Here is a 23,155-nt window from a genome sequence, read left to right as displayed (position 1 = left end):
AAATCATATTTAGCTTCGTTATTTTAATGCAAACTAGAGTTTCGCAATTTTTACCCTTAGGACGTTAGGAAAGGAATCATGGCATCCAGACAGAGAGCCGTATCGAGATTAATCGCACAAGCAGGTCAAATGTTATTGGCTCACGGCGCTGAAAGTGCTTTGGTGGTTGGAATAATGGAAAGGATGGGGCGCGCCTCTGGTATGACAGAGGTTGAAGTTTCTCTTTCCGCAGGATCATTAGTAGTGACTACGCTTGAACATGGCCACTGTATTACCACAACCAGACGTTGTGCAGATCGTGGCATCAATATGCGTGCTGTTACTCAGATTCAGCGTATCTGCATTATGATGGAAAAAGGTCTGCTTGATCACACCCTTGCACAGAAGAAACTGAATAAGATCAGTCCAGAGCGCTACAACCGCTGGTTAGTGGTGTTTATGATTGGATTATCTTGTTCTTCGTTTGCTCGTCTTGCTGGTGGTGATTGGACGGTATTTGCTATTACCTTTGTTGCTTCAGCTGTTGGTATGTTCGTTCGTCAGGAAATAGGGCACCGCCATTTCAATCCGCTGCTTAATTTTGCGGCAACCGCTTTTGTCACTTCGGTTATTTCCGCTCAAGCTGTGATTTATCAGCTCGGCAATAAGCCAACCATCGTCATGGCATCCTCGGTTCTTATGTTAGTACCTGGTTTCCCGTTGATTAACTCGGTTGCCGATATGCTTAAAGGTTTTGTGAACGTGGGTATCGCACGCTTTGTGATGGCGAGTTTACTGACTTTAGCAACGTGTCTGGGAATTATCGCAGCCATGAGTATTACTGGCGTGTGGGGGTGGTAGAGATGTTAAGTTGGCAACTATTGTTTGGTCTTATTAACGACATGTTCTTTGCTGCAATACCGGCAGTAGGGTTTGCGTTAGTGTTCAACGTTCCTGTTCCTGCACTGAAATATTGCGCCTTAGGTGGTGCCATCGGTCACGGCTCTCGCTATTTAATGATGCAATTTGGCATTCCTATTGAATGGGCGACCTTCTTTGCTGCTACGTTTGTTGGCATGATTGGTGTGCATTGGTCTCATAAGTTTTTGGCGCATCCAAAAGTGTTTACCGTCGCTGCTTTAATTCCAATGGTTCCTGGTGTTTTCACTTACAAAGCGATGATTGCCATGGTGGAAATCAACCATTTAGGTTTCCGACCAGAACTATTAGAGACTTTATTTGAGAACTTCCTCAAAGCGATGTTTATTATCGCAGGTTTGGCTGTTGGTCTTGCTGTGCCTGGGCTGTTATTCTATCGCCGTAAACCGATAGTCTAAAAAGCCGAACAGTTAATACACAGACAGTCTAATAGGGAAGATAAATGATCATCAGCATGATTGCCGCGATGGCAAACGACAGAATTATTGGCAAAGATAACCAAATGCCTTGGCATTTACCTGCCGATTTTGCTTGGTTCAAACGCTGCACTTTAGGTAAGCCAGTAATTATGGGTCGTAAGACCTACGAATCTATTGGTCGTCCATTACCCGGACGTCAGAATATCGTGATCAGTCGAGATCCGAATCTGAGTATTGACGGTGTGACGGTGGCAGCTTCAATTGAAGAAGCAATCAAGGCCGCTGGTGAGGTCGAAGAAGTGATGATTATTGGCGGTGGTAGTATTTACGCAGCGTGTTTACCTAAAGCAGACCGTCTATATATCACGTACATTGAAGCGGAGGTTGAAGGCGACACCCAGTTCCCTGATTGGGGACAAGGTTGGCAGCAGGCTTGTCAAGAAACCTATTCAGCTGATGACAAAAATGCCTACGATATGAAGTTTGTAATACTAGAACGTAGCTAATTGCATCTTTTAAAAAAACAAAGCCCAGTATTGATACTGGGCTTTGTTTTTGTGAACGCTATTCAACGGCGGCACTCAGTGCATCCTGAGTGAAGAATTTCTTCTCTTCCCAGTGCAGCAGAGTCAGATGCCCCCCCCACACACAGCCTGTATCAAGTCCAATCACATCTTTGCCATGATAGCCTTCAAGTGCAGCCCAGTGTCCAAATAGAACTGTTTTTTCCACAGGTACTCTGTTTTTAAGTTCAAACCAAGGTTGTAATAGATTGCCACTCACTTCTGATGGAGGAAGTTTACATTTCATATCAAGCCTTCCATCAATAAAGCAGAATCTCATGCGAGTATAAGCGTTAATGATGTAGCGGTAGCGCTCAAGATCTTTAAGATCGGATCGCCACTGATCGGGTTGGTTGGAATACATATTTTCAATTAACCACATCCAACGATCACTTTGCAGTATCGATTCGATCTCTTTTGCGCATTCACGTGCCGTGGTCAAGTTCCATTTCGGTGAAATACCAGCATGACAAACTACAAACTCATCATGTTCTAGCAACAGAGGTTGTTCACGTAGCCAATGTAAAAGTTCATCTCTGTCTTCTGCTTCCAATATCGGGATTGTTTTATCTTTGCTCTTAATTGGATGGATACCACAAGCGACAGCCAGCAAGTGTAAGTCGTGATTACCTAATACGACTTTTGCTGAGTCACCCAGTGAACGGATGAAACGTAATGTCTCTAGAGATTTTGGACCGCGAGCAACCAGATCGCCTGCTACCCATAATGTATCTTTGTGTTGATCAAAATTTACTTGCTCAAGCAGGAGAAGAAGTTCGTCAAAACAGCCTTGGATATCACCAACAATATAATTCGCCACTGTTACTCCGGTTAGTTTAAGACGTTAGGAACGGCCAAACGGAAAGGCTCAATATTAGCGATAAACTCTTTTCCTTCATGGTCGTGCATAATGTAGTGCCCTTGCATCACGCCGACAGGTGTTTCAATTGCTGTACCACTGGTGTAGGTGTACTCATCGTTAGCATCGATAAAAGGTTGTTCGCCCACCACGCCTTCTCCTTCTATGACAAGCTGTTTGCCATTTGCGTCGGTTATTAACCAACGGCGGCTGATGAGTTGTACGGTGTCAGTACTTAGGTTCTTAATCGTAATCAGATAAGCGAAGACGTAGCGCAATTGCTCAGGAGTGGACTGCTCAGGAATATACTTGGTATGAACCTGGATTTTAATACAAGGCGTAGAGACATCCATGTGAACTCCTTATATAGGTAGAAAAAACAACAGGACGAGCTATGTCGTCCTGTTTGAGTTTATGCTTGGTAGCTATTTTCTTCTTCAGAGCGATTTTGTGTTTCTGAGCTATGGTTTGCGTCAGAAGAATTTGCATCTAACCAGTTTGCCATCGCGACGAACTGAGGCAGTGTTAGGTTTTCTGGACGCATGGTTGAGTTGACACCGAGCTCTTCCAATACTTCTAATGATAGTAAAGCTTTATAGCAGTTACGTACCGTCTTACGACGCTGGTTAAAACCTTCACGTACTACACGATCCAGCCATTTTAGGCTAGTCGCAGGGTATGGCAGCTCTTCATAAGGCACTAAACGTACCACCGCTGAATCTACTTTCGGTGGCGGAACAAATGCTGTTGGTGGCACTTCCAGTACTGGCACAACTTTACAGTAGTATTGAGCCATTACCGTTAAGCGTCCATACGCTTTACTACCCGGACCCGCAGCTAGGCGGTTGACCACTTCTTTTTGCAGCATAAAGTGCATGTCTTGAATATCTTTATGGTATTCAAACAAATGGAACATTAGCGGCGTAGAAATGTTGTATGGCAAGTTACCAAAAATGCGCAGTTTGTTATTTGGCTTTACTAACTGAGTAAAGTCAAAACGCATTGCATCGCCTTCGTGAATGGTCAGTTTATCTGCCAGCTCAGGGTGATTGCGTAGGCGTTCTGCCAAGTCACGGTCAAGCTCGATTACCGTGAATTTATCCACTTCACGACCAACAGGTTCAGTAATCGCACCAAGACCTGGGCCGATTTCAACCAAGTTTTGACCCGGACGAGGGTTAATTGCTGAAACGATACCGTCGATAATATAAGGATCGTTTAGAAAGTTTTGACCAAAACGTTTACGCGCTTTGTGTCCTAAATGGACATCATTTCTCATAGTGTTCTCGAAGTTAATTCGTTTTCTTATCAACTAATTCAATAGCTTGAGCGAGTGCTGTTCTAAAACTACCAATATCGGCTGTACCTGTACCAGCAAGATCTAATGCTGTTCCATGGTCGACAGACGTTCGGATAAAAGGTAGACCTAACGTGATATTCACTGAGCGACCAAAACCTTTGTATTTCAATACAGGAAGCACTTGATCGTGGTACATACCTAAAACGGCATCCGCTTTTTGCAAGTATTTGTCGTTGAAGATGGTGTCTGCTGGCAATGGACCAATCAGATTCATCCCATCTTGTTGACGTAATTTTTCCAGTGTTGGAGTAATAGTGTCGATTTCTTCTCGACCCAATACGCCATCTTCACCTGCATGAGGATTAAGGCCGCATACATATATAGTAGGCTGCTCAATCGCAAATTTCTCAACGAGATCCTTGTGGAGAATATGAATGATCTTTTCTAGACGCTCACTGGTTACCGCTTTAGAAACGTATGCCAGTGGTATATGCGTGGTTACGAGTGCAACTCGTAATCCTTCCGTTGCCAGCATCATCACCACGAGAGGGGTATTTGATTGCTCTGCAAAAAATTCAGTGTGTCCGCTGAATGCGACACCAGCTCGGTTGATCACCCCTTTATGTACAGGGCCGGTGACAATAGCATCAAATTCATTATTCATACAGCCCAAAGCGGCTCTTTCTAATGTTTTTAATACATAATGTCCATTTTGCTCATCAAGCTGACCTGCAATTACGGGGGTTGATGTCGCAATATGGTCCACAACAAGCGTTCCTGCTTTTTGTGGTTGAGCGGCTAGCTGTGAATCATAGTCAATCAGTTCAACGTTGATTCCGAGTACCGCAGCTCTTTCTGCCAACATGTTTTTGTCAGCACAGACCACAATTTGATGCGACCAATCTTCTTTAGATAAAGCTAAAACGAGGTCGGGGCCGATACCCGCAGGTTCACCTGCTGTAACCAAGATGCGTCTAATTTTCATCTTGCTCCCCTTTTAATTCCTCAACAAAAGCACTAGCTCGTAGCTCTTGTAACCAAGCACTCGCTTCTTCATTGAACTTACGGTTAAACAGAATTCCATAAGCTTTGTTTTTAAGTGCGGAGTCGGTTCGGTCAACTTCACGCTTATCAAGAACTTGAACAATGTGCCAGCCGTGTACGGTTTTAAATGGTTCACTGATGTCACCGACAGCTAAAGTTTCGACCTGATGTTTAAATTCAGGTACATAAATATCAGGTGTTTGGTATCCCAACTCACCGTCTTGTGCCGCAGAGCCTGGATCTTGGCTGTATTGCTGTGCAAGTTCACCAAAATCCGCTTGACCCGATTTTATCTGTTGGACAAAGCCTTGTAGCTGCTTTTGGGCATTTTCATCACTAAGAATGATGGTCGGTTTGATCAGAATATGACGAGCATTAACTTCAGTCACCGCAATGGTTTCTAATCCCTTAACATCATCAATTTTTAGAATATGGAAACCGACGCCACTACGAAATGGTCCAATAATGCTGCCTTTGTTCTGCATTTTGATTTGGTCTGCAAAGATGGTTGGCATTTCTTCTTTGCGCATCCAACCCCAATTGCCACCTTCCAATGCTTTAGGACCCTTTGAATAGGTATAAGCCATTTTACTAAAATCAGCACCTGAGTTGAGTTTCTCAACCAGTTCATTGGCTTGCTTTTCAATTTGCGACTTATCTTGTTTGTCGTCAAAGCGTAGCTGGATATGGCTAATCTTATACTGCACTGAAGCGTTAGTTTCCTGAGCAAGTAATTCGGCGAGAGTGTCTACTTCAGCTGGAAGAATATTGATTCGACGACGAACCATTGCATTACGAGCTTCGCTAGCGGACATCTCTTTGCGAACTTGTTCGCGAAACTCTGGATAAGTTAATCCTTCGGCACTGACAGAGGCTTGTAGTTGTTCTAATGTCTGGTTGTTTTGCTTAGCAATATTGTTAATAGCCTCATTCAGACGAGCGTCATCAATGCGCACGCCTATACGTTCAGCTTCTTGTTGCTGCAAAGTATCAATGATCAGCTTTTCTCTGACTTGTTCACGTAAAACGGATTCCTCAGGTAGAGCCTGCCCGTTGTTGTTAGCATTCACTTGAACGGTTTTTAAAGTACTCTCTATATCACTTTGTAAGATGACACCACTATTTACAATAATGGCTACTCGGTCGATCTCCACTGGTGCAGCATTAGCGTGATTAATGCTTAACAGAGTGACTAAACCTAAAAGAGAGTGTTTCCACAAATTCATTTAAAATCCTATTGTTTTAATAACTTAATGTATTAAGCCATCAATTAGTTATTCAAAAAGAATGGACGACCATAACCGAGAGAATTATCAGAGCTGTCGAGTTCTGCCATGCTTGCACCTGAGCCAACTGTAGTACCAAAACCGACAATGCCGATATTAAAGCTAAAGTTGTTTTCGTAGGTCGGGTCTTCGAAATAAGGTGTTGTTGTTCCCCATGTTTTCAACTGGTTGCTATATGTGAAAGCCATGTACCAACAATCAGAGGTGTATCGTAAATTAGCTAACCATTCGAGAGATTGCTCAGTCGTCAAATCATAGAAGTATTGAGCACTGGTATACCATCTTTTAGATAGCTGGTAACCAGCAAGAATACCTGCTTGCGAAATACCATCTTCAGTAATGCTGTCGACATTGAGACTATCACCAACGGTATTATCAATGTACTCATACGTAACGTAACGGTAGTTACCTTGAATAAAACCGTCAGCAAAACGATATTCCAGAGTACTGTTTGCTAATTGAAGAGCGCTACTGTCAACATCGTACTGAACCCCGCCGTGGTAGAATAGATAATCATCGTAGTTGAAATCCATTTCCACAGCCCACGCAGAGTAGTTAGTCTTGCCTTCATAGTCATCTGAGTTTTCTGGGTTTTTTAAGCTTTTATCTAGGTAGAAAATTTGTCCAAATGCGACGTTTAAACGCTCTTTATAAGCGTCGTCGAAAAAGCGACTTGAAGCACCATAGCTAAACTGATTCGCTGAAGCGATTCTATCAACACCACTGTATTTTCGGCTACGGAATAGACCGTAGTAATCGGTCTGAAGTAGTGTCGTGTCGTAATAACCGATATTACTTTGATCTTTACTTGGTACGTAAAGATACTGGACTTGCGGCTCTAGAGTTTGGGTATAGTTGTCAAATAAAACAGTATTACGCTCTAAAACGATGCCCGCATTACTTCTAAACTCAGGGATGATGCGCGTAACGCTCTCTTCCAAACTGTCGTAGTTTGAACTCACGTCGTCTAACTGCTGTTGATAATAAGTCGTTAGCAGACGAGCTTCCGTTGTCCAGCTTCCCCAAGTGTTTGCAAGGGGGACTTTTAAACCAGGCTCAATGTGTATACGAGCTGCTGATGACGGTTTACCCTCAGCATCTGTGTCAAAACGTGAAACTTGGCTTTTTAAATCAAAATCTAGATAACGCATTAATTCAGGAGCGTAGTAGTTAAACGTTACCTGAGGCATTAAGCGATACGGTTGGCTAGAACTGGTTTGGTCTTCAAGCAGCAGTTGGAACTGTCTAACAAGAATAGAGGTATCCCAGTCTGTGCTACGATACGTGACTTTGCCTTCCTGGATGAGCTGACCATCTTCTCGGTTACCAATATGGGAGTCTAAGTCAGAGAAATAGCTGTAATCACTAACTCTTGAGTAATCAACCTCAAACTTCCAAGATTGTTGGTAAATACCATTATGCTCAAGTTGGTAGCCCCATCGAGCGCCTTCGTCTAGGTGCAGCTTATCTTCATTCAAATATTCAGCACGAATTTGGCCTTCACCAAACTCCGTAAGGTATCTAAAGGTACCATTTATTTGTGAGCCACGTTTCTGCATGTAATGGAACGCAGTTTCCAAATCGTAGTTAGGCGCTAAGTTCCAGTATACCGGAATATCCATTTCAAACCCGTCACGAGTTCCGTACGAGACTGTTGGATATAAGAAACCTGTTTTACGTGTGTCTCCAATTGGAACCGTCAACAAGGGTAGATAGAAAATAGGGACGTTTTGAACTTCTAAACGAGGGTTATAGAAGGTTGCCTGTTCTTCATTTTGGTCGATAGCGATACTGGAAGCGCGTAGGCGCCAGGAATTATCTTCTTCAGGACATGAAGTAATAGAGCCATCTTCTATTTCATAAACGGCTTTACCTGTTTTTGAAATGTATTTCGCTTCACCGCGACCAGCTTCACATAAGAAGTTGTACTTTGTGTTTTCAAGAGACATCTCGTCGTTATTCAAATCGTTGACGGCTTTGTCTGCGACAGCCTTTACTTGGCCATCACTGAAATGCACATTACCTTCGGCCACAACAACATTATCTTGTTGATGAAGAGTGAGGCTATCCGCTTCAATACGCTTTTTACCTTGTACAACAATGACATTTCCTGAATAAGTAGCTTTATCACCATTAATTGCTTCTAGATTATCCGCTTCGACATTGATAGGCTGTTCGTTTGGATTATCCGGTTCAGTTTCATTAACTAGACACTGATCGATAGCTGGCAATTTTTGCGCATTATTGTCGCTGCCATCTTTTGCATGGATTTGTGGTGCAAAAAGCGCAAGGCTAATGGCGGCAGCTAAAAATGAGCGGGAAAAACGTGACATTGAATAGTACTATCCTGTTGAATTTATCTAATTCCAGTATTGGGAGTAAATGCTAACTGATAACGTTCAATATCATAAAGGAAATTAACCCTCCCGGCACTATCAGACCGCTTTAGTCCTAAAAAATTCATAGATTGAGAGCACATAATGCATATTTTTGGCAAAATTCTTGGCGCTTTCTTCGGCTTTCTGTTCGGAGGACCCGTTGGCGCAATTTTTGGTCTGTTTCTTGGACACCAATTCGATAAGGCGAGACGTTTAAATCAAGCTGGCTTTCACACCGGAAATTTTGGTTCAGGACCAAGTCAAGCGGAAAGGCAGGAAGAGTTCTTCAAGGCTGCATTTTCCGTTATGGGACACGTTGCCAAAGCAAAAGGTAAAGTCACAAAAGAAGAGATACAGCTTGCGAGCATCATGATGGATCGTATGAGCTTACATGGAGAGCAACGTCTGGCTGCTCAGAATGCTTTCCGTGACGGTAAGGATGCGAATTTTCCTTTGGAAAATGTGTTAGAACGAGTACGTATCTCTGCTGGTGGTCGTTTCGACTTGATGCAGTTCTTTTTGGAGCTTCAGATCTCTGCTGCTTTTGCTGATGGGGATATACATCCAAGTGAGAGGAACGTACTGCATAAGATTGCCCAAGGGTTAGGATTCTCTTCAGAGCAGCTAGAAAGCCGCTTACGTATGCAAGAAGCCTCTTTCCGCTTTCAGCATGGTGGTGGATTTGGCGGACAACAACGTCATCATCATTCTTCTGCAGGAGGGCAGTGGCAACAAGCATCAACTAAGGACAGATTATCAGACGCTTATTCAGTACTTGGTGTTAGTGAAAACGCTGATGATAAAGAGATTAAGCGTGCTTATCGTAAGTTGATGAATGAACACCATCCAGACAAATTGATGGCAAAAGGATTGCCACCAGAGATGATGAATGTCGCTAAAGAAAAGTCTCAGGAAATTCAGCAAGCCTATGACTTAATCAAAAAAGAGAAAGGCTTTAAATAGATATACTCTTCCGACTTGAAGCTGCAGCGGTGTTGGCTACATTCACTCACCCCAATCACATAGTTTATCTATGTTCATGGGGATTCACTCATTTGCCGCCTACCTGCAACCCCAAGTCGTTTGAGTATAGATTTTGAAATGGAAGGGTAAGCACTGCTTGCCCTTTTTTTATGCTTGCCGTTTCTGTTTGAAAGATAATTTTGACAGATAGAAAAAAAGCCAAGTCTTTCGACTTGGCTTCAAAAGTGGCTCCCCCTGCAAGACTTGAACTTGCGACATACGGATTAACAGTCCGCCGTTCTACCGACTGAACTAAGGGGGAATTGTTTTTCATATCTTTGAGAGATATGTTTTTAAATAATGGTGCCGACTACCGGAATCGAACTGGTGACCTACTGATTACAAGTCAGTTGCTCTACCTACTGAGCTAAGTCGGCTTTATCAACAAGTATAGATATACTCATCAATGAAAGTGGCTCCCCCTGCAAGACTTGAACTTGCGACATACGGATTAACAGTCCGCCGTTCTACCGACTGAACTAAGGGGGAATTGTTTTTACTTATCGAAGTGACAAGTTTGAAAGAATGGTGCCGACTACCGGAATCGAACTGGTGACCTACTGATTACAAGTCAGTTGCTCTACCTACTGAGCTAAGTCGGCCCAAATTTTCTTTCTGTTGCTCGTTCTAAACACCAACAACTTAAATATGGTGCCTCGAGGCGGAATCGAACCACCGACACGAGGATTTTCAATCCTCTGCTCTACCGACTGAGCTATCGAGGCAACGGGGTGTATTAAAAGGTTTTTCGCATTTAACGTCAACACTAAATTGCAAAAAAAATGTCGTTTGTTGCTTTTCTATACTTAGTGACTTGTTTTTGCCCATTTTCGTTAAGAAATAGCGAGGTTTTCTGTTAATAAAGGCGCACTGTTGGTGAGTTAAAACTGACATTTGAGTCTAGTTCGGACCATTAAGCTTTAAAAACTGTCGATGATATTTTTAGTTTGTTTACGTGGTTTGTGTTTAAAAATGGATAAGATAATCAGAAGGGGAGACTGACAGTTAATTGAAATTTGCAAGTGCAAAACGAGAGAATGGTTTAAATAATACCATTCTGGATAATTTCCTGATCAGTGAATAGACGTCGATAAGCAAACCCTCCGAGCGATGGATCGGCGGAGCTTCAGGGACGAATGAATGCGCGTTTACGTTTGACGCCTATTCGCAGTTCTACCGATGCTCAGTCTGATCGTATTTTTATCTAGGATGGTATAACAGTTTTTTAATTTGAGATTTTTTGGGATTCAGAAATGAAAAAAGCCAAGTCTTTCGACTTGGCTTTAAAAGTGGCTCCCCCTGCAAGACTTGAACTTGCGACATACGGATTAACAGTCCGCCGTTCTACCGACTGAACTAAGGGGGAATTATTTGTACGTCATCGTGATGACTGCACCAAATAATGGTGCCTCGAGGCGGAATCGAACCACCGACACGAGGATTTTCAATCCTCTGCTCTACCGACTGAGCTATCGAGGCAAAAGAATGGTGCCGACTACCGGAATCGAACTGGTGACCTACTGATTACAAGTCAGTTGCTCTACCTACTGAGCTAAGTCGGCACACTAATATTCTTATATGCACATTGATGTCTTAAGACACCAACAATCAAATTGTGGTGCCCGGAGGCGGAATCGAACCACCGACACGAGGATTTTCAATCCTCTGCTCTACCGACTGAGCTATCCGGGCAACGGAGCGCTATTAAACGGATTTTCCTTCTCTGCGTCAACCTGTTTTTTATAAAAAAATCAAAAATCGTGTTGTTTGCTGATGTTTTGAGCTGATTGATCGTTTTTTATCACTGTATATGCCCAAGTAACCTCAAGATGCTTGTTCAGCGAGAATTTATTCGCTCTTAGGCAAGGCACTGATTTGAATACATAGTTATGCTACGTAGAAAATCAGTAACGCAGCATAGGAGCGAATAAAACTCGCCCGTTGGGAGCTCATTAACGAGCCCATCTCAGCGCTCAATAACATTGAAAGGGAATACCATTTCTACCGTTATTAAGCTTGATCTGAACTCGTTAATGAAGCTCTGAATCCTGTATCTTGAGGTCACTTGGGCATATTGAATTCTTTCTTGTATTTCGTCACTTTTTCTAGGTAACGACGTGATTCAGAATTTGGATGTTTTTTGGTGAGCGCCCAATAAACTTGATTCGGTTGCAATGAATTTAGGTCGGACATGGCTCGTTTTCTATCCTTGCTAAAAGTATTTAGCACGCCGCCAGTACCACCGTTGTAGGCTGAAATCATACTGTATTCGAGAGACGTAGGGTCGTTAACATCTTTCAAATAGCGCGTTTTGAGGATGTGGAAGTAGGCGGTACCTGTATCTATGTTGTTTTCCGGATTAAATAAATATTCAGGCGTTGGCTGACCGGATTTGTTTTTTACCAGTTTGTACACATCACGGCCGGCTGTTTTGGGTACCACCTGCATCAAGCCATAAGCATTCGCCCAACTTACCGCATAGGGGTTAAAGCTACTCTCGGTTTTGATGATGGCGTAAATCAGATCTTCTGGGATGTCGTACTTTCGCGATGCTTTTTGGACGATGTTTGCGTATTGATAACTACGGATCTGAATTTGATCTTCTACCATCGGAATTTCAACGTAATAGGCTTTTTTGAAATCGACTTGTTTGACTTTTAACTGGTTAGCAATCAGATAGTCAGCAAAACGGTTTGCTCGCCAACCCCATTGAATTGGTTGTTTGTCTTGGTCTAATACTTGGTTATATAGAAAAGGTTGTCCCTTTAATTCAATGTCTTGAGATGAAAAAAGGTCAACACTCATAGGATCATCAGGGGTGAGCAGTGTGGTGACAATCGCTCGTCTTAAGTGACCTTCAGGATCGGTAGGAGAGACAGTTTCAACGAGGATCTTGCCTTCTTGGAAGTTCACCTCAGCGCGGCTTAGGTAATTATCGATGTATTTTACGTAATTACTTTTACCTGCAACTTTAATTTCTTTGCTGCCCCAACGTTTTTCGATATTGCCGGAAAAGCTATTGATGAGCGCATCAAGTGCTGCTGTATCTTTTTCAAATTGCCCCGGAAGCTGGGCTAAATTTTTGGCGAAGCGGTTAGTCGGCTCGTAGTTCACATCGTAAATACTTTCAACAAATTCACGACTACATCCAACTAGCGTTAGGGCAATCATACAGTAAGCAAACTTTCTCATGCGCTCCTCAAACAGCCTTCAAAGAGAAATTATCAGCTTTGATTGGCTTAAATAAAAATGACACCACAACTTGAGCTAATTCGCTCTCGACAATGATGTCATTTATTTTCATGCGATAAAATAGGGTTTTTCTTTATCTACTATTGGCTTAATTTGCTACTGACTAGGCGGTGTGTAGCCTTCAATGTGCACATCTTTACCTTCGAACAAGAAGTTCACCATCTCTTGTTCTAGCAGTTTGCGATGCTCAGGATCCATCATATTGAGCTTCTTTTCGTTAATCAGCATGGTTTGTTTGGCTTGCCATTGGCCCCAAGCTTCTTTAGAAATGTTGTCGAAAATACGTTTACCGAGTTCACCTGGGTAAAGCTGAAAATCCAAACCATCAGCTTCTTTTTCTAGTCGAGCACAAAATACAGTGCGGCTCATAAGTATTTCCTCTTAAATTAAATTTCATACAGAAGGCTTTGTAGTAATTGTTTTACTGGTGCAGCTAAGCCAACTTCTTCAGGTTTGTTTAAGTTATACCAAAGACCTTTGTTTGCTTCCATTACCATATCTGGTTTGGCTGACAGCTTTAGCAAAACTGGCGTGATATCGAGGTGGTAGTGGCTGAAAGTGTGGCGAAAAGCGATAAGTTGTTTCTTCGACAGTACTTGTTTCTCGTTAATCGCTCTTTTGTCCAAAACCTTTTCAATCTTAGAATCACCATTTTCAGGAAAACAGAACAGTCCTCCCCAAATACCGCTTTGCGGGCGTTGTTCAAGCCAAACCTCATCACCGTGACGCAGAATAACAAACCAAGTTTCTTTCTCTGGTTTGGTTGTCTTGGGCTTTTTACCCGGATAATCCAATGGATTACCTTGTTGTTTTGCTTGGCAAAATTCTTCAACTGGACACAAGCTACACTTGGGTTTTGAACGAGTACAAATCATCGCCCCCATATCCATCATGGCTTGGTTGTATTTGTCGACATCATCCTTCGGTGTATGCATTTCCGCATATTGCCAAAGTTGGTTTTCAACCGTTTTTTTCCCCGGCCACCCTTCAATGGCAAAGCTGCGAGCTAACGTTCGTTTCACATTGCCGTCTAAAATGGCATGTGGCTGTTTATGAACGGAAGAAAGAACGGCAGCAGCAGTAGAACGTCCTACACCGGGCAGAGCATTCATTGTTTCGATATCCGTTGGGAACTCGCCATCGTATTGCTGTGCGACGGTTTTGGCTGCTTTATGTAAGTTACGAGCGCGCGCGTAATAGCCAAGGCCAGTCCAGTAATGGAGAACTTCATCTTGTTCGGCATTGGCAAGATCAGTCACCGTAGGAAAGCGCTGCATGAAACGTTGGTAATAGGGGATAACGGTGGCTACTTGAGTCTGTTGGAGCATAATTTCCGATAGCCAGACGCTATAGGCGGTTTTATTTTGCTGCCATGGCAGATTTTTACGCCCGTAGCTGTCATACCAAGTGAGAATTGCCTTAGCAAAAGGGGTCACGACTTTACTCATCTATATTAATTAAAATAATGAGACAAAATTGCACCACAGAATGGTCAGGATGTAAAACAGACAAAAACTACGGGTATTTGTGTTGATTTGACCAACAATAATACTTGCACCTAAAGTAATTCTTTGGATAATCACAGCCCTCAAACTCAAGACTAAATTTTATACAGGCAATATCAATGAGTGAAGTAACCACTAACGAGTTCACAGAAGATGGCAAAATCGTTCGTCGAATTCGCAGTTTTGTTCGTCGTGAAGGTCGTCTAACTAAAGGCCAAGAAACCGCGATGAAAGAATGCTGGCCAACTATGGGTATCGAATATCAAGCGAGCTTACTTGATTGGAATCAAGTGTTTGGCAATAATAACCCAGTGGTTTTAGAAATCGGTTTCGGCATGGGCGCATCTTTGGTTGAGATGGCAAAGAATGCGCCTGAGAAAAACTTTATTGGTATTGAAGTGCATAGCCCAGGTGTTGGTGCTTGTTTATCAGCAGCTCGTGAAGCTGGCGTAACTAACCTACGTGTTATGTGTCATGACGCTGTAGAAGTATTCGCGCATATGATTCCTGATAACAGCCTGCACACATTACAGCTGTTTTTCCCAGATCCTTGGCACAAGAAACGTCACCACAAGCGTCGTATTGTTCAGCTAGAGTTTGCTGAAATGGTTCGCCAAAAGCTGATTGTTGATCAAGGTATCTTCCATATGGCAACCGACTGGGAAAACTATGCTGAACACATGATTGAAATCATGAATCAAGCACCGGGTTTTGCGAACATCGCTCAAGATGGTGATTACATTCCACGTCCAGATGAGCGTCCTTTGACTAAGTTTGAACAACGTGGTCACCGCCTTGGTCACGGTGTTTGGGATATTAAATACAAGCGCGTGAGCTGATTTTTATTCCAAAGAATGAATTTTAAAAAGCCAACATTGCTGCAATGTTGGCTTTTTTGACCTTTAATACCATCCTAGATAAAAATATGCTCAGACTGAGCATCGGCGAGCAGCGAATGGGCGTCAAACGCAAACGCGCATTCATTCGTCCCTGAAGCTCCGCCGAGCCATCCATGGCTCGGAGGGTTTGCTTATCGACGCCCATTCACTGATCCGGAAATTTTCCAGAATGGTATAACTTTTGATACAGCGTGTTGACACAAGTAAGTGACATGATGAAACCGACTTCAGGAATACTTGCGAGCATATTGGATGATGTTCGCCCTTTGATTGGACAAGGAAAAGTCGCTGATTACATTCCGGCATTAGCAAAAGTGCCGAATAGCAAATTGGGTATTGCCGTTTATACCAACCAAGGTGAAGTGTTTACCGCCGGAGATGCCGATGAGGGATTCTCCATTCAGTCGATTTCAAAAGCACTGAGTCTGACATTGGCAATGGGGCTTTATCAGCCTGAAGAAATATGGTGCCGTGTTGGTAAAGAACCTTCTGGTCAGGCGTTTAATTCGTTGATTCAGTTGGAAGTTGAGCAAGGAATCCCGCGTAACCCCTTTATCAATGCGGGGGCTATTGTGGTTGCTGATATGCTTAGCAGTCGTTTGTCTGCACCTCGTCAACGTTTACTTGAATTTGCACGTCAGCTAAGTGGCGAGCCACAGATTGTCTACGATAAAGTGGTTGCGGCTTCCGAGATGATGCACAGTGACCGTAATGCCGCGATTGCTTACCTGATGCGTTCATTTGGCAACTTCCATAATGATGTATTGCCTGTATTGAATAACTACTTCCATGCTTGTGCATTAAAAATGAGCTGTGTTGAACTGGCAAAAACCTTCAGCTATCTTGCCAATAAAGGTGTTTCAGTTCATACCGGAGAAGAAGTGATAACCCCAATTCAAAGCAAGCAAGTGAATGCGTTACTGGCAACATGTGGTCTTTATGACGGTGCTGGTGAGTTTGCTTACCGAGTGGGTATGCCGGGTAAATCCGGCGTTGGTGGTGGTATTGTCGCCATCGTGCCGGGTGAAATGACGATTGCAGTATGGTCTCCAGAACTGGATGCTTCTGGTAACTCGCTGGCAGGGACTCGCGCTCTTGAACTGTTAGCGCAACGTATTGGTCGTTCTATCTTTTAACGAGATATGAGGAAAGGAAGATGTCACAGGTTATTCATCAAGCTTTACTTGAACAAACAGAGTCTCTTCCTTATCTACAACAGTTACTCCACGCCAACGGTATTCAACAACTTTCTCTGCAAGGTGAAGAGAATTTCTTCCCTTATTTGGCTCGCTCTGTAGCGGGGCAACAACTCTCTAATACCGCAGCTCGAACGATATGGCAGCGTGTCGAAGCGTTGTTAACCGTCGATCAGCAGCTGTTGGATTTATTTGTTGAATCGAACCGCGAAGCGCTTCGAGGGTGTGGATTGTCGAATGCGAAAATCAAAACAATTTGCGGTGTGAGAGAAGCTCTGGAGCAGAGAGTGATTGTTCCAGAAGTACTTGCCACAATGCCTGAAGCCGAGATGATTAAGGTGCTCACGCAGCTGTGGGGAATTGGTCCTTGGACGGCAGAGATGACAGCGATTTTCTTTTTTGGATTGCCGGATGTGTGGTCAAAAGGCGATGTGGCATTAGCCAGAGGTCTTGCTATGGTTGCAGAAAAAGAAGGTGTGAGTGGACAAGAGATTTTGTCGACAGTCACACCTTATCGTTCTTACTTTGCATTGCATATTTGGCAAAGTTTGGATACCGACCTTTTCACGTCAATGGCGAATTAGTCTTCTTCCACCATAAACGCTTCAAGCAGATCATTGAGGAACAATTTACCTTTTTCTGTGATCTGCCAGTGTGTGGCATCTTCACTTAAATAACCTAATTGCAACGCCCAGTTGATTGTTGATTCAATGACGTCCAGATCTAAGCCTGTCGTCGCACCAAAATCTGCTTTTGGGCAAGGCTCCATTAATCTAAAGCGATTCATAAAGAACTCAAAAGGACGATCTTCATCAGCCACCAGCTGCTCTGAATCTAAGTATGGTTTAGTCAGGTTCTGGTATGCTGCCAGATAGCCTTTCGGGTGCTTGACTTTGGTGGTACGAACAATGCGACCATCACTAAAGCTAAGTTTGCCGTGAGAGCCACAACCAATACCGAGATAATCGCCAAATCGCCAGTAGTTGAGGTTGTGCTGGCACTGATAACCGGGCTTGCTGTAGCCAGATATCTCATATTGAACGTAACCGGCTTCGGTTAGCTTCTTATGCCCTAATTCAAAGATATCCCACAATGCATCGTCATCAGGTAACGTCGGTGGTTTGAAGTAAAACATGGTGTTAGGTTCAATCGTCAACTGATACCAAGAGAGGTGTGGCGGATTGAGCGCGATAGCTTGATCGAGATCGGCTAACGCTTCTTCAATGGTTTGATCGGGCAAACCATGCATCAAATCTAAGTTGAAGCTCGTCAGTCCAATGGTATGAGCCAGATTTGCCGCTCGTAGAGCCTCATCTTTACCGTGAATTCGACCAAGACGTTGTAGCTTTTCAGGCGCGAAGCTTTGCACGCCTATCGAGATACGAGTGACCCCCGCTTTTCTGTAACCAGCAAAACGTTCAGCTTCAATCGTGCCCGGATTGGCTTCCATGGTAATTTCAATATTCGGTTTAAACGCTATTCGCTCTTCAATACCTTGCAGTAAGCGCTTGATCCCCTCGGCAGAGATCAAGCTTGGTGTACCACCACCGATAAAGATCGAGTGCAGTTGGCGTGGATCGTCAGCAAGTTGATAACGTTCAATATCGGTATCAAGGTCTTCAAGCAAAGCATCAATGTAGTGATCTTCTGGGATCTCAGCTTTGAGCGCGTGAGAGTTGAAATCACAATATGGGCATTTTTGTACACACCAAGGGATATGTACATAAAGGCTAAGATCAGGCGGTGTTAACATTAATGTTGCTCTTTAATCGCTTGGAAAAGCTTATGTAGAGCTTTAGCTCGGTGAGAAAGCTGCTTCTTACGTGCAGGCTCTAATTCTGCTGATGCGCAGTTCTCCTGTGGAACAAAGAAAATCGGGTCATAGCCAAAGCCATTGGTGCCGTGTGCTTGCTCTAAAATACGACCTTCCCATTTGCCGTGGCAGACAATCGGAGTTGGGTCGTTTTCGTGGCGCATTAAAACTAACACGCAGTGGAAACGTGCACTACGCTGTTCTTCAGGAACGCCCTGCATTGCTTGAAGCAGCTTTTCGAGGTTCTGTTGATCAGTCGCACCTTCACCAGCGTAGCGAGCGGAATAAATGCCTGGTGCGCCTTTCAGATAATCGACTTCTAAGCCAGAATCATCGGCAATGGCTGGTAAGCCTGTCTCTTTTGCTGCATGGCGCGCTTTGATAATCGCGTTTTCAATGAAAGTGGTGCCTGTTTCGGCTACTTCCGAAACGTTTAATTCGCTTTGAGCAACTACGTCGAAACCGAAGTCTGCCAATAGGTCAGCCATTTCGCGAACTTTACCTTGGTTGCCGGTCGCTAATACAATCTTTTTCATTTTCTGTTATCTCTATGTGTTCGACGTTATTATTGCCAAAGAACTGATCTCAGTGGACCTTATTCTTCAACATAAAATTTTTGGGTGAATTTAACTTTGCCTGCGCCTTTATTGCCAGCATTAACGTCGATATCAAATATTAAATCTTCTTCGTTATTAATCGGAAATTCAGCTAAGTAGTAGATGGCTTCGCCTTCTTTGATTTCACTGAACTCCAAGTTTCGAATATTGCCCAACAAGCTTCTCACATTGCCTGAAACTTTTGCTTCAACCGCTGGTTTACCAAGCGATGAGGTATCCAACACACTGATATTCAAAATAGCAGAATAACCATTACGAGTGAGTTTGTAGCTGCGGGCCACTTGTGGCGTTAGAAACGTTGAATTAAAGGCAGAGTAGTGTACTTCAACATCTTTGATGTTCTGAAACTGTTCTGCTGAGCTTGGCAGAGCGATGAAGGTGAGTAGTAGGGCTATCATCCACTGGCGCATGATCATTTCCTTTGTTATGAAAATTTAGTTATAAAAATAATGCTAGCTAAAAACATTCCCCACATGAGTGGGGAATGAAAGTGTCGTTATTGAATAATGGCTTGAATTTCTTGAGGTATCTCGGCAGGCGCAATAATTCTGATTTGCTTATGTCTGCCCAGTTCACCTTTTTCTATTGCTATCAGCCCTTTAGCTACTTTGCATTGTTTGGCTAAATATTTGGTGAGATGGGCATTGGCTTTGCCGTCTACAGGTGGCGCGGTGATCGCTATTTTTAGCTCCTCACCGTGTAGACCAACAATGCTGTCACGACTTGCTTTAGGCTGGATATAGAGCCTTAAAATCAAGTCGTCGCCATCAAACCAAGCTACTTTCATTATAGTTGATACCAGATAGGGCCAATGATGTCGCCCATCAGAAAGTTGGCAAACTGCAGCACAATGAACAGCACCAATACACTCAAATCAATGCCACCTAGTGCTGGCAGAATACGACGAATCGGTGCAAGCATCGGCTCAGTTAATTGATGGAATACGTATTCAATCGGGCTGCGACCTTGGCTAATCCAACTGAGAATTGCACGTAGCAACAGTACCCAGAAAAGTAGACCACCAGCCGCTTTCACTAGTGATAGCAAACCTAGGAATAGGAAGTCAGTACTGAAGCTTACTGCGCCTTTAGATGCAATAAGAATCAACACAACGAACTTCACTACACATAATACGTAAGCAAAGAGAACCGTTGCTAAATCAATGCTGCCCAAAGATGGAATAACACGACGCAGTGGTGCTACTACCGGTTGAGTTGCCTTGACGATAAATTGAGAAAATGGGTTGTAAAAATCTGCACGTGCCGCTTGTAGCCAGATACGTAGAATCACGACCATGATGTACAGGTCGAACACGGTGGAGATTAGAAAACTCATAGAATTCATAGAGAGCCCTTAGTTTGAGTTGCGCTAATTAAAATAGTTTTTCCATCTCTTCCGCTCTTGTTACCGCAGCTTGCATCGCCTTAGCAACAATCTCTGAGAGATGATTTTCATTGAATGTACGGATAGCTTCAGCTGTCGTACCGCCTTTAGATGTCACCTGTTCACGTAGTGTTGCCAGCGAGACATCAGGGTTAGCTTGTACCATTTCCGCAGCGCCCAGAGCCGCTTGTTGGACAAGCAGACGTGCTGTTTGTTCATCAAAACCTTGTGCCATCGCTTCTTGTTGCATAGCTTGCATGAAAAGGAAGAAATACGCTGGGGCACTACCTGCAGCCGCAATGACACTGTTGATGCCAGACTCTTGTTCTACCCAGCAAACCTCACCCACCGCAGACATCAGTTGTGAGGTGAAATCTTTGTCTTGTTGAGAAACAGAATTTGCAGCATAAAGTCCAGCCATACCTTTGTTCACTAACGAAGGTGTGTTTGGCATCACGCGAACCAGTTGTAGTTCGGTTGCCAGCATTTCGTTGAAGCGAGCCACTGAAACACCGGCAGCAATTGAGATCACCAGTTTGTTTGAATAGTCGACAGCTTGTAGAGGTGCACACACTTCTGCCATTAGTTGTGGTTTTACTGCCATCACAACCACATCGGCTTCATGGGCTGCAGCAAGGTTATCGCTGGTGGTACGAATACCGTATTTCTCTTCCAGCGGTTTACGACGAGTTTCTGAAGGCGCTGTTGCGATGATTTTCTTTGCATCGTAACCGCTTGCCACTAAACCTGCGATAATCGCATGAGCCATATTACCCGCACCAATAAACGCGATTGTTCTTTGTTCCATGTCTGCTCTTCTATCCAAAATTTTTAGTGTTAGTTCTTTTGTTAGCGATAGTCATTTTTGTTAATGACTATCTTTCTTAATGACTGCTTTTTTTGCTAATGACTATAGTCACGCTGACCAAATACAGCTGTACCGATACGAACTATGGTGCTACCAGCGGCAATCGCAGCTTCCATATCGCCACTCATACCCATGGATAGGGTATCGATATTCGGGAATTTTTCAGCCAATTTGGTTTTCAAATCCGCCAGTTTCTTAAACGCAGCAAATTGGGATTCATAATCTGAGACATTCTCAGGAATCGACATCAATCCTCTTAACATGAGGTTTGGTAAGCCAGAAATCAATTCAGCCAGTTCAAATACTTCATTTTCGGAAATGCCTGATTTGGATGCTTCACCACTGGTGTTAACCTGAATCAATACTTGTAATGGCGGAAGATTCGATGGTCTTTGCTCACTGAGGCGTTGAGCGATTTTTGCCCGGTCAATGGTGTGCATCCAATCGAAGTTTTCAGCGATAAGACGAGTTTTATTTGATTGTAGTGGTCCAATAAAGTGCCATTCTAGCTTAAGCTCAGGATAATTTTGTTGAAAATACTGAACCTTTTCGACACCTTCTTGCACATAGTTTTCACCGAAACTGCGTTGTCCGGCTTGTGCCGCTTCTAGAACTGCCTCGGCAGGTTTGGTTTTACTCACTGCGAGAAGTTGCACAGAGTCTGGAGTACGTCCACACTTTTGTTGCGCACTTTCAATTTGTGAAATGATATCTTTGATATTTTGTTGAATACTACTCATAGCCTGACTTTATTTGGTCAATAGACCCTAAGGAAAAGAAATAAATGAATATCGCTGAGTTACTGGATTTTAGTGTAAAGCATAATGCGTCAGATCTACATCTTTCTGCAGGTGTTCCTCCTATGGTACGGATAGATGGAGAAGTAAGAAAGCTTGGCGTACCTGCTTTTACTCATGCGGATGTTCATCGCCTAGTGTTTGAAGTAATGAATGATGCTCAGCGTAGTGAGTTTGAAGAGAAACTCGAAGTGGATTTTTCATTTGAACTGCCGGATGTTGGACGATTCCGTGTCAACGCTTTCCATCAGGCTCGTGGCTGCTCTGCTGTATTCCGTACTATCCCGACAGTGATTCCTACTCTTGACCAGTTAGATGCGCCAGAGATTTTCAGCAAAATTGCCAATTATGAAAAAGGTCTGGTTTTGGTGACTGGACCTACGGGTTCTGGTAAATCAACCACCTTGGCAGCGATGGTTGATTACATCAACAAGAATCACAACAAGCATATTCTTACCATTGAAGATCCAATCGAATTCGTTCATAGCAACGATAAGTGTTTGATCAACCAACGTGAAGTTCACCGCGATACACACAGTTTCAAGAATGCACTTCGTTCTGCATTGCGTGAAGACCCAGACGTCATTTTGGTGGGTGAGTTGCGTGACCAAGAGACCATTAGTTTGGCTCTGACTGCTGCGGAAACAGGACACCTAGTGTTCGGTACATTGCATACCAGTTCTGCGGCAAAAACCATTGACCGTATTATTGATGTGTTTCCGGGAAACGATAAAGACATGGTGCGTTCTATGTTGTCTGAATCATTACGTGCGGTGATTGCACAGAAGCTGCTAAAACGTACTGGCGGTGGACGAGTTGCTTGCCATGAGATCATGTTAGCAACACCTGCAATTCGTAACTTGATCCGTGAAGATAAAGTGGCGCAGATGTATTCGATCATCCAAACTGGTGCTGCGCATGGTATGCAGACGATGGAGCAAAATTCTAAGCAGTTGATTGCTAAGGGGCTAGTAGAACCGGCTGAAGTACAGAAGAAGATCGAGTCTGAAATCTCTACTTTTTAAGAGCGAATGA

At 43.5% G+C, this 23,155-nt stretch carries 25 protein-coding genes and 9 tRNA genes; 8 read left to right on the top strand and 26 right to left on the bottom strand.

All coding sequences use genetic code 11. The annotated features are described in order from the left end of the window. Nucleotides 1-78 precede the first annotated feature (78 nt). Genes G5S32_RS12825 through folA form a run of 3 tightly spaced genes read left to right on the top strand, consistent with a single transcriptional unit; the run spans nucleotide 79 to nucleotide 1,843 of the window. A complete protein-coding gene (locus G5S32_RS12825) occupies nucleotides 79-840 on the top strand; it encodes a threonine/serine exporter family protein (protein ID WP_165312358.1) in 762 nt (253 codons plus the stop codon). A 2-nt stretch (nucleotides 841-842) separates the two neighbouring features. Further along, nucleotides 843-1,316: a threonine/serine exporter family protein gene (locus tag G5S32_RS12820; RefSeq protein WP_165312357.1), complete on the top strand. Its 474-nt coding sequence runs from the start codon at nucleotides 843-845 to the stop codon at nucleotides 1,314-1,316. Nucleotides 1,317-1,360: 44 nt separating this feature from the next. Then, nucleotides 1,361-1,843 carry a type 3 dihydrofolate reductase gene (folA, locus tag G5S32_RS12815; RefSeq protein ID WP_165312356.1) on the top strand — a complete coding sequence of 161 codons (483 nt, stop codon included), beginning with the start codon at nucleotides 1,361-1,363 and terminating at the stop codon, nucleotides 1,841-1,843. A gap of 58 nt (nucleotides 1,844-1,901) precedes the next feature. Here folA and apaH read toward each other — a convergent pair whose 3' ends face one another. From apaH to lptD, 6 genes are read right to left on the bottom strand one after another with little or no spacing between them, the layout of a single operon-like run. Further along, complete coding sequence (gene apaH / locus G5S32_RS12810) at nucleotides 1,902-2,720, bottom strand: bis(5'-nucleosyl)-tetraphosphatase (symmetrical) ApaH (protein ID WP_165312355.1); 819 nt, start codon at nucleotides 2,718-2,720, stop codon at nucleotides 1,902-1,904. An 11-nt stretch (nucleotides 2,721-2,731) separates the two neighbouring features. Next, nucleotides 2,732-3,112, bottom strand: coding sequence for a Co2+/Mg2+ efflux protein ApaG (gene apaG, locus G5S32_RS12805; protein ID WP_165312354.1), 381 nt, complete (start codon nucleotides 3,110-3,112; stop codon nucleotides 2,732-2,734). A gap of 59 nt (nucleotides 3,113-3,171) precedes the next feature. Further along, nucleotides 3,172-4,038, bottom strand: coding sequence for a 16S rRNA (adenine(1518)-N(6)/adenine(1519)-N(6))-dimethyltransferase RsmA (rsmA, locus tag G5S32_RS12800; protein ID WP_165312353.1), 867 nt, complete (start codon nucleotides 4,036-4,038; stop codon nucleotides 3,172-3,174). Between the two features lie 13 nt (nucleotides 4,039-4,051). Next, nucleotides 4,052-5,044 (bottom strand): 4-hydroxythreonine-4-phosphate dehydrogenase PdxA, encoded by a 993-nt coding sequence (pdxA, locus tag G5S32_RS12795; protein ID WP_165312352.1) that lies wholly within the window; start codon nucleotides 5,042-5,044, stop codon nucleotides 4,052-4,054. Continuing rightward, nucleotides 5,034-6,329, bottom strand: a complete 1,296-nt coding sequence (gene surA / locus G5S32_RS12790; RefSeq protein ID WP_165312351.1) for a peptidylprolyl isomerase SurA — start codon at nucleotides 6,327-6,329, stop codon at nucleotides 5,034-5,036. The genes pdxA and surA overlap by 11 nt, the downstream gene beginning before the upstream one ends. Nucleotides 6,330-6,373: 44 nt before the next feature. Then, entirely contained in the window at nucleotides 6,374-8,722 is a 2,349-nt protein-coding gene (lptD, locus tag G5S32_RS12785; RefSeq protein ID WP_165312350.1) for an LPS assembly protein LptD, read from the bottom strand. A 147-nt stretch (nucleotides 8,723-8,869) separates the two neighbouring features. Between lptD and djlA the strand changes: the two genes are divergently transcribed. Beyond that, nucleotides 8,870-9,730 (top strand): co-chaperone DjlA, encoded by an 861-nt coding sequence (djlA, locus tag G5S32_RS12780; RefSeq protein WP_165312349.1) that lies wholly within the window; start codon nucleotides 8,870-8,872, stop codon nucleotides 9,728-9,730. A gap of 246 nt (nucleotides 9,731-9,976) precedes the next feature. Here djlA and G5S32_RS12775 read toward each other — a convergent pair. The 12 genes from G5S32_RS12775 to mutY all read right to left on the bottom strand — a co-directional run bounded on the left by G5S32_RS12775 (nucleotide 9,977) and on the right by mutY (nucleotide 14,478). Next, nucleotides 9,977-10,052 (bottom strand) — tRNA-Asn (locus G5S32_RS12775). Between the two features lie 39 nt (nucleotides 10,053-10,091). Next, nucleotides 10,092-10,167, bottom strand: a tRNA-Thr gene (locus tag G5S32_RS12770). A gap of 36 nt (nucleotides 10,168-10,203) precedes the next feature. Next, nucleotides 10,204-10,279, bottom strand: a tRNA-Asn gene (locus G5S32_RS12765). A 37-nt stretch (nucleotides 10,280-10,316) separates the two neighbouring features. Further along, nucleotides 10,317-10,392 (bottom strand) — tRNA-Thr (locus G5S32_RS12760). A gap of 47 nt (nucleotides 10,393-10,439) precedes the next feature. Beyond that, nucleotides 10,440-10,515 (bottom strand) — tRNA-Phe (locus G5S32_RS12755). A 565-nt stretch (nucleotides 10,516-11,080) separates the two neighbouring features. Beyond that, nucleotides 11,081-11,156: transfer RNA gene (locus G5S32_RS12750), tRNA-Asn, on the bottom strand. Between the two features lie 37 nt (nucleotides 11,157-11,193). Then, nucleotides 11,194-11,269, bottom strand: a tRNA-Phe gene (locus G5S32_RS12745). Nucleotides 11,270-11,276: 7 nt separating this feature from the next. Further along, a tRNA-Thr gene (locus G5S32_RS12740) sits at nucleotides 11,277-11,352 on the bottom strand. A gap of 54 nt (nucleotides 11,353-11,406) precedes the next feature. Then, nucleotides 11,407-11,482 (bottom strand) — tRNA-Phe (locus G5S32_RS12735). Between the two features lie 369 nt (nucleotides 11,483-11,851). Continuing rightward, nucleotides 11,852-12,982: a membrane-bound lytic murein transglycosylase MltC gene (mltC, locus tag G5S32_RS12730; RefSeq protein ID WP_165312348.1), complete on the bottom strand. Its 1,131-nt coding sequence runs from the start codon at nucleotides 12,980-12,982 to the stop codon at nucleotides 11,852-11,854. Between the two features lie 156 nt (nucleotides 12,983-13,138). Further along, complete coding sequence (locus tag G5S32_RS12725; RefSeq protein ID WP_112403748.1) at nucleotides 13,139-13,411, bottom strand: oxidative damage protection protein; 273 nt, start codon at nucleotides 13,409-13,411, stop codon at nucleotides 13,139-13,141. A 17-nt stretch (nucleotides 13,412-13,428) separates the two neighbouring features. Further along, on the bottom strand, nucleotides 13,429-14,478 hold the full coding sequence (gene mutY / locus G5S32_RS12720; RefSeq protein WP_165312799.1) for an A/G-specific adenine glycosylase: 1,050 nt from the start codon (nucleotides 14,476-14,478) through the stop codon (nucleotides 13,429-13,431). Between the two features lie 188 nt (nucleotides 14,479-14,666). Here mutY and trmB point away from each other — a divergent pair, with 188 nt between their 5' ends. Next, nucleotides 14,667-15,386: a tRNA (guanosine(46)-N7)-methyltransferase TrmB gene (gene trmB / locus G5S32_RS12715; RefSeq protein WP_165312347.1), complete on the top strand. Its 720-nt coding sequence runs from the start codon at nucleotides 14,667-14,669 to the stop codon at nucleotides 15,384-15,386. Nucleotides 15,387-15,408: 22 nt separating this feature from the next. Here the strand turns inward: trmB and G5S32_RS12710 are convergent, their stop codons facing one another. After that, a complete protein-coding gene (locus G5S32_RS12710; protein WP_165312346.1) occupies nucleotides 15,409-15,591 on the bottom strand; it encodes a hypothetical protein in 183 nt (60 codons plus the stop codon). A gap of 70 nt (nucleotides 15,592-15,661) precedes the next feature. Between G5S32_RS12710 and glsB the strand changes: the two genes are divergently transcribed. Together glsB and G5S32_RS12700 are read left to right on the top strand one after the other, a co-directional pair. Next, complete coding sequence (gene glsB, locus G5S32_RS12705) at nucleotides 15,662-16,582, top strand: glutaminase B (protein WP_165312798.1); 921 nt, start codon at nucleotides 15,662-15,664, stop codon at nucleotides 16,580-16,582. A gap of 20 nt (nucleotides 16,583-16,602) precedes the next feature. Then, nucleotides 16,603-17,226 carry a DNA-3-methyladenine glycosylase family protein gene (locus G5S32_RS12700; RefSeq protein ID WP_165312345.1) on the top strand — a complete coding sequence of 208 codons (624 nt, stop codon included), beginning with the start codon at nucleotides 16,603-16,605 and terminating at the stop codon, nucleotides 17,224-17,226. Here the strand turns inward: G5S32_RS12700 and hemW are convergent. The 7 genes from hemW to G5S32_RS12665 all read right to left on the bottom strand — a co-directional run bounded on the left by hemW (nucleotide 17,223) and on the right by G5S32_RS12665 (nucleotide 22,063). Continuing rightward, nucleotides 17,223-18,395, bottom strand: coding sequence for a radical SAM family heme chaperone HemW (gene hemW, locus G5S32_RS12695; RefSeq protein WP_165312344.1), 1,173 nt, complete (start codon nucleotides 18,393-18,395; stop codon nucleotides 17,223-17,225). The genes G5S32_RS12700 and hemW overlap by 4 nt on opposite strands. Continuing rightward, nucleotides 18,395-18,991, bottom strand: a complete 597-nt coding sequence (locus G5S32_RS12690; RefSeq protein WP_165312343.1) for an XTP/dITP diphosphatase — start codon at nucleotides 18,989-18,991, stop codon at nucleotides 18,395-18,397. The genes hemW and G5S32_RS12690 overlap by 1 nt, the downstream gene beginning before the upstream one ends. Before the next feature lie 59 nt (nucleotides 18,992-19,050). Continuing rightward, entirely contained in the window at nucleotides 19,051-19,482 is a 432-nt protein-coding gene (locus G5S32_RS12685) for a DUF4426 domain-containing protein (protein ID WP_165312342.1), read from the bottom strand. Between the two features lie 86 nt (nucleotides 19,483-19,568). After that, on the bottom strand, nucleotides 19,569-19,859 hold the full coding sequence (yggU, locus tag G5S32_RS12680; RefSeq protein ID WP_165312341.1) for a DUF167 family protein YggU: 291 nt from the start codon (nucleotides 19,857-19,859) through the stop codon (nucleotides 19,569-19,571). Next, nucleotides 19,859-20,416 (bottom strand): YggT family protein, encoded by a 558-nt coding sequence (locus G5S32_RS12675; protein WP_165312340.1) that lies wholly within the window; start codon nucleotides 20,414-20,416, stop codon nucleotides 19,859-19,861. The genes yggU and G5S32_RS12675 overlap by 1 nt, the downstream gene beginning before the upstream one ends. A 28-nt stretch (nucleotides 20,417-20,444) precedes the next feature. Continuing rightward, complete coding sequence (proC, locus tag G5S32_RS12670) at nucleotides 20,445-21,263, bottom strand: pyrroline-5-carboxylate reductase (protein WP_165312339.1); 819 nt, start codon at nucleotides 21,261-21,263, stop codon at nucleotides 20,445-20,447. A gap of 95 nt (nucleotides 21,264-21,358) precedes the next feature. Continuing rightward, complete coding sequence (locus G5S32_RS12665; RefSeq protein ID WP_165312338.1) at nucleotides 21,359-22,063, bottom strand: YggS family pyridoxal phosphate-dependent enzyme; 705 nt, start codon at nucleotides 22,061-22,063, stop codon at nucleotides 21,359-21,361. Between the two features lie 44 nt (nucleotides 22,064-22,107). Here G5S32_RS12665 and G5S32_RS12660 point away from each other — a divergent pair, with 44 nt between their 5' ends. Continuing rightward, a complete protein-coding gene (locus G5S32_RS12660) occupies nucleotides 22,108-23,145 on the top strand; it encodes a type IV pilus twitching motility protein PilT (RefSeq protein ID WP_165312337.1) in 1,038 nt (345 codons plus the stop codon). Nucleotides 23,146-23,155: the final 10 nt, after the last annotated feature.

The sequence above is a fragment of the Vibrio ziniensis genome, assembly GCF_011064285.1.
GTDB lineage: Bacteria > Pseudomonadota > Gammaproteobacteria > Enterobacterales > Vibrionaceae > Vibrio > Vibrio ziniensis.
This window is presented reverse-complemented; position numbering and strand designations above follow the sequence as displayed.